The 11,414-nt window shown below is 70.6% G+C and carries 13 protein-coding genes; 6 read left to right on the forward strand and 7 right to left on the reverse strand.

Annotation, left to right across the window (positions count from 1 at the left end; genetic code table 11):
• Positions 1-6: 6 nt before the first annotated feature.
• Genes VO99_RS22790 through VO99_RS22800 form a run of 3 tightly spaced genes read left to right on the forward strand, consistent with a single transcriptional unit; the run spans position 7 to position 3,274 of the window.
• Positions 7-1,512, forward strand: a complete 1,506-nt coding sequence (locus tag VO99_RS22790; RefSeq protein WP_046115235.1) for a tripartite tricarboxylate transporter permease — start codon at positions 7-9, stop codon at positions 1,510-1,512.
• Between the two features lie 24 nt (positions 1,513-1,536).
• Positions 1,537-1,947 carry a beta/gamma crystallin domain-containing protein gene (locus VO99_RS22795; RefSeq protein ID WP_046115236.1) on the forward strand — a complete coding sequence of 137 codons (411 nt, stop codon included), beginning with the start codon at positions 1,537-1,539 and terminating at the stop codon, positions 1,945-1,947.
• A gap of 16 nt (positions 1,948-1,963) precedes the next feature.
• A complete protein-coding gene (locus tag VO99_RS22800; protein ID WP_083440848.1) occupies positions 1,964-3,274 on the forward strand; it encodes a DUF2254 domain-containing protein in 1,311 nt (436 codons plus the stop codon).
• Positions 3,275-3,436: 162 nt separating this feature from the next.
• On the opposite strand, the gene VO99_RS22805 is transcribed toward VO99_RS22800, so the two are convergent.
• A complete protein-coding gene (locus VO99_RS22805; protein WP_046115237.1) occupies positions 3,437-3,925 on the reverse strand; it encodes a VOC family protein in 489 nt (162 codons plus the stop codon).
• 46 nt (positions 3,926-3,971) lie between these two features.
• The gene (locus VO99_RS22810; protein ID WP_046115238.1) at positions 3,972-4,223 is read right to left on the reverse strand and encodes a hypothetical protein; all 252 of its coding nucleotides are present in this window, start codon (positions 4,221-4,223) and stop codon (positions 3,972-3,974) included.
• A 225-nt stretch (positions 4,224-4,448) separates the two neighbouring features.
• Here VO99_RS22810 and VO99_RS22815 point away from each other — a divergent pair, with 225 nt between their 5' ends.
• A complete protein-coding gene (locus VO99_RS22815; protein ID WP_157039722.1) occupies positions 4,449-4,778 on the forward strand; it encodes a hypothetical protein in 330 nt (109 codons plus the stop codon).
• A 106-nt stretch (positions 4,779-4,884) separates the two neighbouring features.
• Positions 4,885-5,580, forward strand: a complete 696-nt coding sequence (locus VO99_RS22820) for a hypothetical protein (RefSeq protein ID WP_052736567.1) — start codon at positions 4,885-4,887, stop codon at positions 5,578-5,580.
• Positions 5,581-5,600: 20 nt separating this feature from the next.
• On the opposite strand, the gene VO99_RS22825 is transcribed toward VO99_RS22820, so the two are convergent.
• From VO99_RS22825 to VO99_RS22840, 4 genes are all read right to left on the reverse strand, one after another.
• A complete protein-coding gene (locus tag VO99_RS22825) occupies positions 5,601-6,599 on the reverse strand; it encodes a Bug family tripartite tricarboxylate transporter substrate binding protein (protein ID WP_046115240.1) in 999 nt (332 codons plus the stop codon).
• Positions 6,600-6,661: 62 nt separating this feature from the next.
• On the reverse strand, positions 6,662-7,552 hold the full coding sequence (locus tag VO99_RS22830) for an isocitrate lyase/PEP mutase family protein (RefSeq protein WP_046115241.1): 891 nt from the start codon (positions 7,550-7,552) through the stop codon (positions 6,662-6,664).
• On the reverse strand, positions 7,549-8,088 hold the full coding sequence (locus VO99_RS22835) for a 3-isopropylmalate dehydratase small subunit (protein WP_046115242.1): 540 nt from the start codon (positions 8,086-8,088) through the stop codon (positions 7,549-7,551). Before VO99_RS22835 ends, VO99_RS22830 begins: the two co-directional genes overlap by 4 nt.
• On the reverse strand, positions 8,085-9,374 hold the full coding sequence (locus VO99_RS22840; protein ID WP_232315479.1) for a 3-isopropylmalate dehydratase large subunit: 1,290 nt from the start codon (positions 9,372-9,374) through the stop codon (positions 8,085-8,087). The genes VO99_RS22835 and VO99_RS22840 overlap by 4 nt, the downstream gene beginning before the upstream one ends.
• 122 nt (positions 9,375-9,496) lie before the next feature.
• Between VO99_RS22840 and VO99_RS22845 the strand changes: the two genes are divergently transcribed.
• The gene (locus tag VO99_RS22845) at positions 9,497-10,282 is read left to right on the forward strand and encodes an IclR family transcriptional regulator (protein ID WP_046115243.1); all 786 of its coding nucleotides are present in this window, start codon (positions 9,497-9,499) and stop codon (positions 10,280-10,282) included.
• 90 nt (positions 10,283-10,372) lie between these two features.
• Here the strand turns inward: VO99_RS22845 and VO99_RS22850 are convergent, their stop codons facing one another.
• Positions 10,373-11,209 (reverse strand): oxidoreductase, encoded by an 837-nt coding sequence (locus VO99_RS22850; RefSeq protein WP_046115244.1) that lies wholly within the window; start codon positions 11,207-11,209, stop codon positions 10,373-10,375.
• Positions 11,210-11,414 lie beyond the last annotated feature (205 nt).

An 11,414-nucleotide genomic window follows, 5' to 3' on the forward strand; every position in this document is an offset into this window, starting at 1 on the left:
GGCCCCATGGACATGCTCGACAACCTCGCGCTGGGGCTGCAGACCGCCCTGACGATGCAGAACCTGCTGTATGCCTTCGTCGGCTGTCTGCTGGGCACCCTGATCGGCGTGCTGCCCGGGCTGGGCTCGGTGACCACCATCGCGATGCTGCTGCCATCCATCTATGCGCTGGACGCCACGCCCGCGCTGGTGATGCTGGCCGGCATCTACTACGGCTCGCAGTACGGCGGTTCCACCACGGCCATCCTGATCAACGTGCCGGGTGAATCGGCTTCCGTGGTGACCGCGCTCGACGGCTACCAGATGGCGCGCCAGGGCAGGGCGGGCGCGGCGCTGGCCACCGCCGGCCTGGGCTCATTCTTTGCGGGAACAGTGGCCACGCTGGTGATCGCGGCCTTCGCGCCGCCGCTGACCGAGCTGGCCTTCAAGTTCGGCCCGGCGGAGTACTTCGCGCTGATGGTGCTGGGCCTGGTGGGCGCGGTGGTGCTGGCCTCGGGCTCGCTGCTCAAGGCCATCGCGATGATCCTGTTGGGGCTGTTGATCGGGCAGATCAACACCGACGTGATCTCGGGCGTGCCGCGCTACAGCTTCGACATCCCCGAGCTCACCGACGGCGTGAACGTGGTGGCGCTGGCCATGGGCCTGTTCGGCTTCGCGGAGATCGTGGCCAACCTCAGCCGGCCGGCCGAGCAGCGCGAGGTCTTCACCAAGGAGGTGAAGGGACTGTGGTTGACGAAGGAGGATTTCAAGCTGGCCGCGCCCGCGGTGCTGCGCGGCACCGCGCTGGGCTCGCTGCTGGGCGTGCTGCCGGGCGGCGGCTCGCTGCTGTCGTCGTTCGCCTCCTATACGCTGGAGAAGAAGATCTCCAACACGCCCGAGCGCTTCGGCAAGGGCGCCATCCAGGGCGTGGCCGGGCCCGAGGGTGCCAACAACGCCGGCGCGCAGACCTCCTTCATCCCGATGCTGACGCTGGGCATCCCGCCCAACGCGGTGATGGCGCTGATGGTGGGTGCGATGACCATCAAGGGCATCCAGCCCGGCCCGCAGGTGATGACCAGCAACCCCGACCTGTTCTGGGGCCTGATCGCGTCGATGTGGATCGGCAACCTGATGCTGGTGATCCTCAACCTGCCGCTGATCGGCATCTGGATCCGGCTGCTGACGGTGCCCTACCGCTTCCTGTTCCCGGCCATCGGCGTGTTCTGCTGCATCGGCGTTTACTCGGTCAACAACAACACCTTCGACGTGTACATGGTGGCGCTGTTCGCGGTGCTGGGTTATGTGTTCTACCTGCTGCAGTGCGAGCCCGCGCCGTTGCTGCTGGGCTTCATCCTGGGGCCGATGATGGAGGAGAACCTGCGCCGCGCGCTGCTGCTGTCGCGCGGCGACTGGGGCACGTTCGCCGAGCGTCCGCTGTCTGCGGGCCTGCTGATTGCCGCGGCCGTCCTGGTGGCGCTGGTCGCGTTGCCCGCCGTCCGCGGCAAGCGCGAAGTCGCGTTCCAGGAAGCTTGACCACACACCTAAAGGGGTGCACTCATGAAGATTAAGCACGTGTCGGCAGGACTCGCCCTGCTGGTTTGTGGGGTTGCCATGGCGCAGGCGCCTTCGGTTCAGGTACTGCCGGCCGAGCGGCCTGCAGTGCCACCGTCGGCGGCGGCTGGGAACGGCTGCTGGGTTACCTTCTTCGATGGCACGGAGTACCGTGGCGAGCAACTGGTTTTGCTTGGACCGGTCGGCTTGAAGGACATGGACCGCACCGGGAAGCCTTGGCGTGATTGGGACAGCGTGATGGTGGGCACAACGGCACGCGTAGGCACCTTCACGCAAGAGGGCTATTGGGAACGCGCGTCGTTGCTGGAGCCGGGCGAACAGATCAGCGACCTTCGGGGCGCCACGGGCCGCTTCAAGGACATCGAGTCGATCTGGGTGGACTGCGTCGACCGCTGATCCGCTGAGCTTCCGGATGAACCGATTGCGCACTGTGTGGCTGTCGGTGCTCGGCAGCCTGTGGTTCATTCCCGCCGTGATGGTGTGCGGCAGCATCGCACTGGCGCTGCTGCTCATCGAGTCGCAAGCACTGGCCGGCTCCCATCTCGCTGAAGATTGGCCGCGCCTGTTCGGTGCCGGTGCGGAAGGCGCGCGCGGCATGCTCAGCGCCATCGCCACCTCGATGATCACGGTGGCCGGTGTGGTGTTCTCCATCACCATCGTGTCGCTGTCGCTGGCGGCCAGCCAGTACTCGCCGCGGGTGCTGCGCAACTTCATGTCGGACCGGCCGACGCAGGTGGTACTGGGCGCCTTCGTGTCGGTGTTCAGCTACTGCCTGATCGTGCTGCGCACGATCCGCGGCAGCGACGAGGGCGACTTCGTGCCTTCGCTGGCAGTGCTGGGCGGCGTGATGCTGGCGCTGTTTGCGGTGGCACTGCTCATCTACTTCATCCACCATGTGGCGTCGGCCATCCAGGTCTCTTCCATCGTCGGTCGCATCAGCAAGGAGACGGAGGCCGCAATCGATCGCCTGTTCCCCGCCGACGTGGGTGAGCCCACCCGCGGTGATGACACCGCCGCGGCGCCTGCACTGCCGTCCGGCCCTTGCCAGACCGTGCGCGCACCTGCAAGCGGCTATCTGGTGTCGATCGACGGCGATGCGCTGCTGGCCGCCGCCACGCGGTGTGATGCGGTCATCCAGGTGGTGCCGGCCGTCGGCGAGTTCGTGCTGCGTGAGGAGCCGCTGTGCCAGGTGTTCGGTGGCGCGCCGCCCGATGCCGACATGCTGTGCGGCTGCTTCACGCTGCAGCCCGAACGCACCGTGCACCAGGACGTGGCCCATGGCCTCCAGCAACTGGTGGACGTGGCGCTGAAGGCACTGTCGCCCAGCGTGCACGATCCCAGCACCGCAATCGCCTGCATCCACCGGCTGGGCCACCTCATGGCGCTGCTGGCATCGCGGCCCATGCCGGAGCCGGCACGGCGGGTGGAGGGCCGGCTGCGCCTGGTGCTTCCGGCACCGGCATTCGGCGCCTTGCTGGAAGGCGCCTTCAGTCCGCTGCTGCGCCACATGGGGTCGCATGCCGAGGTGTATGCCGAGCTTGCCCGCATGCAGGCGCGCATCGGCCTGTTCGCGCGTGATGCGCGGCGGCGGGACGCGCTGCGGCGGCAGCTCGACGCGGTGCGCACGGCAGCGCGTGGCGCCGAGCTGCCTGCGCACGCACATGCCAGGCTGCAGGCCGACATCGACGCGGCCTCGCACGGGCTGCAGTTGCCGAGCGGCTGACCGGCACGCAGCCCTGGCGGCCCGGCTCGCCGACGGGCGGGACCCAACACGTCTTCAGTGGGTAGTCGAATGGTTTGGCGGCATGGACTCCGACAACCGATCCCGGGCCGAGGACAAGAGCCTGGTACGGCTGACGAAGCCCGGCGCCCTTTCCTTTCGTGGCTACAGCCCCTGCCGCGCCGCCTCGATGCGGGCGATGTCGATCTTGCGCATGGTCATCATCGCGTCGAACACCCGCTTGCGTACCGCGGGGTCGGGATCGGCCATGCCGTCGTTCAGCTGGCGCGGCGTGATCTGCCAGGAAAAGCCCCAGCGGTCCTTGCACCAGCCGCATTCGCTTTCCTGCCCACCGTGGCCCACGATCGCGTTCCAGTAGCGGTCGGTCTCTTCCTGGTCCTCGGTCTCCACCATGAAGGAGACGGCTTCGTTGGGCCGGAAGACCGGGCCGCCGTTCAGGCCCAGGTAGTGGCTGCCCATCAGGGTGAACTCCACCGTCAGCTCGGCGCCCGCCTGTCCGCCGCCGGGGAAGTCGCCCGGTGCCACCATCGCGCGGCCGATATGGCTGTCGGGGAAGGTGCGGGTGTAGAACTCGGCGGCCTGCCGCGCCTGGCCGTGGTCGAACCACAGGGTGGTGATCAGTCTGGTCGCCATGTCGGCTCTCCCCACGATGGTCTGGTCGCCAAGGACCGCGTGCGCGTCAGCGCGTCAATGGCAGGTTGTACCGGGACTGCAGGCCTTCGATGGCCGCGGTCAGGGCTTGCACGCAGGTGGCGGTGGCGGCGGAGTCGCCGCTGCCGCGCACGCCGGCCAGGGTCCAGCTGCAGCCGGAGGCATCGGGCTCCTGCGGCTCCACGCCGGAGAAGTGCACGCCGGCACAGGCCTCGTGGCGGGCGGCTTCCTCGCGGATGAGCTCGCGCAGGTCTTCAGCGGAAATGACGGTACGGCCCATGGTGCGCTCCTGGTTCGGCGATGCCGCCACTGTGGCCCGCCGCCCGGCCGCTGCGCGTCGGAGAGCGCCGCATCCGAAGGCAGGCGATGTTCCACGCCCTGGCGGGCAGCCGGCCTGCGGGTGAGTCCTCACGCGCGCCGGTCGTGTCGGTGGCACGATGCCTGCGAGAGGATGACGACCATGATCGTGCGCTTTCCTTCCTCCGCCGCCCCGCCGGACCGGTGCATGCCCGCCGCTGACGCGCAGGCGCTGCAGCCCGCCCCGCGCAGCTGGATGTGCGATGCCTGCGAGCAACTGCTGCGCTCGCCGCCCGCCGAGGGCCACACCGGCCTGCGGCCCACCGGCGCGCGCAAGCAGCCGGGCGGCCTGTCCAGCGGCGTGATGTTCCAGTACCGCTGCAGTGCCTGCCGCTTCGTCTGGATGCGGGTGGCCGATTCCGCCTCGGGCGATGTCTCGTGGGTGGGGGGATATGCGGTGGGCGATGCGCCCCGGCGCGGACCGGCGCCGCCCGGCGCCCTGCCCCGCCTGCCCGACCCGGGCGTGGCGCCACCGTGACACCGCCCGCCTCCCCGGCCATGCGCCGCCCCGCAGCGCAAGGCGCCGCGCGGAAGGGTTGTCCCTCAGACCATGCGGTGCGCAGGCGGTGCGTAATCGGCACCGCATGCAGACCCATGGAGGAGATGTCTTGAGCCTGAACCGCGCACTGTCCCTGGCCGCCCTGGCCGCCCTCACCGCCTGCGCCACCGGCCCGTCCAGCGGACCGATGACGTTCTTCGTCACCAGCGTCGGCAGCGGCAAGGGAGCCGACCTCGGCGGCCTCGCCGGCGCCGACGCGCATTGCCAGAAGCTGGCCGGCGCCGCCGGCGCCGGCAGCCGCACCTGGCGCGCCTACCTCAGCACGCCCGGGCAATTCCCGGGGGGCGGCAATCCCACCGGCGTGCCGTCGGTGCATGCGCGCGACCGCATCGGCAAGGGCCCCTGGCACAACGCCAAGGGCGAGCTGATCGCCCGCGACCTGGCGCACCTGCACAACGGCAACCACCTGAGCAAGGCCACCGCGCTGGACGAGCGCGGCAACGTGGTCAAGGGCCGCGGCGACAACCCCAACGAGCACGACATGCTCACCGGCTCGCGCGCCGACGGCACCGCCTTCGCGCCGCAGACCGACACCACCTGCAAGGCCTGGACGAGCAGCACCGACGGCTCGGCCATCGTCGGCCACCACGACCGCATCGGCCCGCTGCCCGAGAACTGGGCCACCAGCTGGAACTTCTCGCACCAGACCGCCGGCTGCAGCACGGAGGCGCTGATCCGCACCGGCGGCGTGGGCCGGTTCTACTGCTTCGCGGCGGACTGAGGCGGCCGCGGCGGCAGGCCTCAGTCCAGCTGCAGGCCCAGGTCCTTCGCCGCCTTGGACAGCACCGTCACCTCCCGCTGCAGCACCTCGTTGAAGGCGGCGGCGGTGTTGCCCGTCAGCGGGGCCACGCCGCCGATCTCGTTCAGCCGCTTGCGGAACTCGGGCTCGGTGACGATCTGAGCCACCTTCTGGTTGATCAGCTGCACCGCGGCCGGCGGCGTCTTCGCGGGCGCCACCAGGCCGAACCACACGTCGAAGTCGACCCCGCCGGGGTAGCCCTGCTCGGTCACCGTGGGCACGTCGGGCCACAGCTCGGAGCGGCTGGCGCGCAGCTGGCCCAGCGCCTTGAGCTTGCCCGACTGGATGAAGCCGCGCGCATCGGCCGTGCCCAGCAGGCCCCACTTCACCTCGCCCGACATCAGCGCCTGCACCAGCGGCGCACCGCCCTTGTAGGGCACGTGGGTGTAGTGGCCGTCCGCATGGGCATTGAGCATCTCGGAGGCCAGGTGCGACAGCCCGCCCGCGCCGGCCGAGCCGTAGGGCAGCCCGCCCTTGCCGGCCGACTTGCCGGCCGCCACCAGGTCGCCCACGGTCTTGAAGGACGAATCCGCCGGCACCACCAGCACCAGCGGCGCCAGCGACACCCGGGCCACCGGCACGAAATCGGCCGCGGTGAAGCCGGCCTTGCTGAAGGTCACCGGATTGATGGACAGCATGCCAGTCAGGCTCATGGCCAGCGTGTGGCCGTCGGCCGGGCTCTGCAGCAGCGAGACCATGCCCAGGTTGCCGCTGGCACCGGGCTTGTTCTCCACCACCACGTTCTGCTTCAGCTCCTCCTGCAACCGCGGCGCCAGCAGCCGGGCCGCCACGTCGGTGGCGCCGCCGGGCGGATAGGGCACGATGATGCGCAGCGGCTTGCTGGGGAAGGCGGCCTGGGCCTGCACCGCGGCAGGCAGCGCGGCCAGCAGGGCGGAGCCGATGAGGCCGGCGGCGACGGCGCGGCGGCGGATGACGTGCATGGAGGTCTCCTCGGGGCTTGCGGAAGGGATGGCGGGCGGCCGGCGGGCGCGCCGCACCGCGGTCAGGCGGCGGTCTCTGCGGGCCGCTCGTACACCGCCTGGCGCTGCTCCAGCACATGCCAGCCGATGGTGTGCTTGAAGTCGGCCATCGTGGTGCGGCCGCAGGGCAGCTCGCCCATCGGCACGCCGCGCTGCGCGGACAGCGCCGCCAGGTTGGCCTGCATCGCATGCACCACGCTCAGCAGCGTGACGATGGGATAGGTGGCGAAGGCCGCCACCGATTCGATCTGCGCCCGGTCCAGCCTGGCCATCCAGGTGCCTTCCATCAGCTGCAGCGACAGCGGCCGGCCGCACACCTCGCGCAGCCGCACCAGGTCCTCGTAACGGCTGAAGGTGCGTGAGATGGGCTGGATCAGGTCGGCCCCGGCTTCGGCCAGCAGCGCGGCGCGGTCCAGCGCCTCTTGCGGGTCGGCCACGTCGGTGCGGGCGACGATCAGCAGGTCAGGGTCCTGCCGCGCATCCACCGCGGCGCGCACCCGCGCCACCGCATCGGCGACGGGCACCACCAGCGACTGGGCGGCCGCCGCGGGGCAGCGCTTGGGGCTGACCTGGTCTTCGATGGACAGCGCGGCCACGCCGGCCTTCTCGAACGCACGCACGGTGCGGCCGACGTTCAGCACGTTGCCGTAGCCGGTGTCGGCGTCGGCGAAGATGGGCTTGCGCACCACGTTGGCCATGTGGTCCACCACCTGCACGTTCTCGCTCAGCGTGTAGAGCTCCATGTCGGGCTGGCCCAGCAGCGAGGCCGAGATGCCGAAGCCGGTGGAGAACACGCCGTCGAACCCGGACTGGTCGACCAGCAGGGCCGACAGCGCATCCTGCGCGCCGGCAAACCAGAAGGTGGGGCCGCCCTGCACGCGGCGGCGGAGTTCCTGGCGGTTGGTCAGGCTCATGCCATGTCTCCTGTTCGGGCTTGCGCGCGGGCCAGCCGTGCCTTGAGGTAGGGAATCAGGCCGCCGGCTTCCAGCGTGCCCTGCTCGGCCGCGCCCAGCGGCTGCAGCGGCAGCGAGCGGCCCTGGGCGGGCAGCCGCACCTGTTGCGCGGCCCAGTCCACTTCCAGCAGGTCGCCACGTTGCGCCATGCCCAGGATGCCGGGGCAGGTGGCCAGCGGGAACCCCATGCTGATCTCGCCGCGGAAGAAGCCGGGCGAGAACGACTCGGCCACCACGCCGGCAATGCCCAGGTGGCGCATCGCCCGCATGGCCGGATAGTGCGGATGGCCATAGCCGAAGTTGCGGCCGCCCACCAGCAGGTCGCCGCGCTGCACCGTGGCGGCGAAGCCGGGCGCCTGGTCGGCCAGCACCAGGCCGGCCAGTTCGTCCAGGTCGGTGATCTTGATGTTGCGCACGCCCACGATGAGGTCGATGTCGAAGTCGTCGTCGGCAAACACCCAGGCCACGCGGCCGCGCAGGTTGGGCAGGACTGTCATGCGGTGGCCTCCAGGTAGGGCCGCGGGTCGGCGATGCAGCCTTCCACCGCGGAAGCGGCCACCACCGCGGCATTGCACAGGTAGATCTCGGAATCCACGCTGCCCATGCGGCCCGGCGTGTTGAGCGTGCCGGTGGACACCGCGCGCTGGCCGTCGGCCATGGTGGCGATGCGGCCGTAGCAGTAGTCGCAGGTGGGCGAGCTGATGAACGCACCCGCTTCCACCAGCGTCTCGATCAGCCCTTCTCTGGCGGCCTGCGCCATGATGGCCTGCGAGGTGGGCACCACGTGCAGCTGGAAGCCGGGCTTCACCTGCCGGCCGCGCAGCACCTCCGCCGCGATGCGCAGGTCTTCCAGCCGGCCGCTGGCGCAGGAGCCGAGGTAGCCCGAATGCACCGCCAGCCCCAGGTGGGCCGACAGGTCGCGGGTGTTGGCCGGGCTGGGCGGCACCACCACGATGGGCTGCAGCGCCGACACGTCGATGCTGACCACCTGCTCGTACACCGCATCCTCGTCCGGCTGCACCGGCGGCACCTGCAGCCGCTGGCGGCCCTGCAGCCAGTCCATCGTGCGGGCATCGGGCGCCACCAGCATGGTGGTGGCGCCAAGGAACATCGCCTGGCCGCAAATCGTCTGGCGGCCTTCCATGCTCATCGCGTCGATCACCGGGCCGCACAGCTCCACCGCCTTGAAGGCGCAGGACGAAGAACCCATCACCCGCACCAGGTGGTGGAACACGTCGCGTGCCATCACGCCGGGCTGCAAGCTGCCGGTGAGCACGATCTTCACCGTGGGCGGCACGCGCAGCGCGATGGTCTCGGACACATAGGCCTCCAGCACGCCCTTGCGCGCGCCGAAGGCATAGGCACCGAAGGCACCCAGCTGGCTCACATGGCCGTCAAAGTGCACGATGAAGGCGCCCGGCGTGGCATAGCCCAGCTCGGCCGACACCTGGTGGCCGATGCCCTTGCGCTCATGCACCGGCACGCCCTGCGCCGCGCCCCAGGCACGGGTGCCGCGGTGCAGTTCCTCTTCCTTGGGTGCGGCCGCGGGAATCATGTGGTCGATGAACAGCACGTAGCGCTCGGGCGTGGCCACCTGCTGCACGCCGAACTCCTCCCGCGCTTCCTTGAAGAACACGTCGGTGTAGCCGGGGAAGTCGTAGCTGATGACGAAATCGGGCCGGGCCTCGATCTCGTCGCCGGGCTGCACCGAGGCCCGGCCACTGCAGCGGGCGAGGATCTTCTCGGTCATGGTCTGCGGCACGCGCGTGGGTGTGGTTGTCACGTTGTGGAAACTCCTGCGGTGGGCCTGTCCTACCATTGAAGGATGGAAGCCCCGCCGCGGCGTTCGGGTGGAACCCCAGGTTCTGCCGCATCGTGGAAACGTTCTTCAGCAGGCCCCGAACCATGACACAGCACACCCCATCGGCCGAGCCGCGCCACGGCACCCAGAGCATCGAGCGCGTGGTGGGCCTGCTGCGGGCCGTGGCCTCCCGCGGGCGCGGCGGCATGCGGCTGGGCGACGTGGCCACCGCCACCGGGCTGCCCACTTCCACCTGCTTCCGCATGCTGCAGCGGCTGGAGGTGGAAGGCCTGCTGGAGCGGCATCCGGTGACGCGCAAGTACTTCCTGGGGCCGCTGCTGCATGAGCTGGGCATGCTGGCCTACCCGCGGCTGCAGCTGGCCGCGCACTGCGAGCCGGTGCTGGCCGAGATCGCCGACGAGACGCAGGACACCGTGTACCTGAGCGAGCGCCGCGGGCTGGAGGCGGTGTGCACCGCCCGCGCGCTGGGCGACTATCCGATCAAGGCGCTGACGCTGGACGTGGGCATCCGCCGGCCGCTGGGCGTGGGCGCCGGCGGCCTGGCCATCCTGTGCCAGCTGCCGCCGGACGAGGCGCAGGACGTCATCGACGCCAATGCCTCGCGCTATGCCAAGCTGTCGTCGCTGGATGCGGCGCAGGTGCGCGCCGCGGTGGAGGAAGGCCGGGCCCGCGGCTACGCCTTCCTCGACAGCCCGGTGTTCGCCGGCACCGCCGCCGTGGGCGTGGCGCTGCCGGCCGCGCATCCGGTGGCGGCCATCAGCGTGGCCGCGGTGTCGGCCCGGCTGGACGGAGACCGGCGGGCCGAGGTGGGCGCCGCGCTGCAGCGGCATGCGCAGCGGCTGGCCCGCATGCTGGCCGCGTTGCGTTGAGGTGCCGGCAACGCAGCACCGAGGCGCGCCGCACGGTGGCAGCAGCCGCGGCCGGGCTGCTGCAGTGGACGAGCCGGCGCGCCACGCGACTCAGAACTGCCCGTCCGTCGTCACCGACAGCGCCGCATGGGCCTGCAGCTCCACGCGGCGGCGCTCGAAGGCACCTTCGGCGAAGCCCACCGCGTCGCTGCCGGCCACGAAGTGCAGCGGCGGCTCGGGCATGTCGGCCAGCGTCACCATCACCCGGCCCAGGCGCGCCGGGTCGCCCGGCTGCTGGTGGTTGTAGGCCTCGTAGGTGGAGCGGTTCTGGCCGGAGGCGCCGGCGTAGTCCTCGATGCGGCGCGAGCCATAGCGCACCGACTTGGCATCCAGGAAATCGGTGCGGAAGAAGCCCGGTTCCACCACGGTCACGCGGATGCCGAAGGGCGCCACTTCCGGGGCCAGCGATTCGGAGAAGCCCTCCACCGCGAACTTGGCTGCGCAGTAGACGGAGGCGCCGTCGAAGCCCATGAAGCCGCCGATGGACGACAGGTTGAACACATGACCCTGGCGCTGGCGGCGCATCACCGGCAGCACCGCGCGGGTGACGTGCATCAGGCCGAAGACGTTGGTCTGGAACTGGCGTTCGACGTCCTCGGCGCCCACTTCCTCGAACAGGCCCAGCTGGCCGTAGCCGGCGTTGTTGACCAGCACGTCGATGCGGCCGAAGCGCTCGGTGGCCTGCGCCACCGCAGCGACGGCGTCCGCCTCCTGCGTGGCATCCAGCCGCAGGCACAGCACCCGCTCGCCGTGGCCGGCGTAGGCCTGCTGCAGCTGTTCCAGGTTGCGGCCGGTGGCCACCACCCGGTGACCGGCGGCCAGGGCTGCGTTGGCAATGTGGGCGCCGATGCCGCGGCCCGCGCCCGTGATGAACCACACCTTGCTCATGTCGTTGACTCCCGTCGGTGGCGCGCTGGGCGCCGGTTGCTGAGGGCTTCATCCTAGGAAGCGCCCTGCCCCGGCACCTGCCCGATCCTGGCGGGCTCTTGCACAAAGCTGCAGCGGCGCGCGGCTTGCCCTGCCCGGCCTGTCAACACCAGGAGGAACGGCGTGCGCACACCATTCGAGATCGACGACCTGGACCTTCACCGCA

It is taken from the genome of Aquincola tertiaricarbonis (genome assembly GCF_000969605.1).
Taxonomy (GTDB): domain Bacteria; phylum Pseudomonadota; class Gammaproteobacteria; order Burkholderiales; family Burkholderiaceae_C; genus Aquincola; species Aquincola tertiaricarbonis.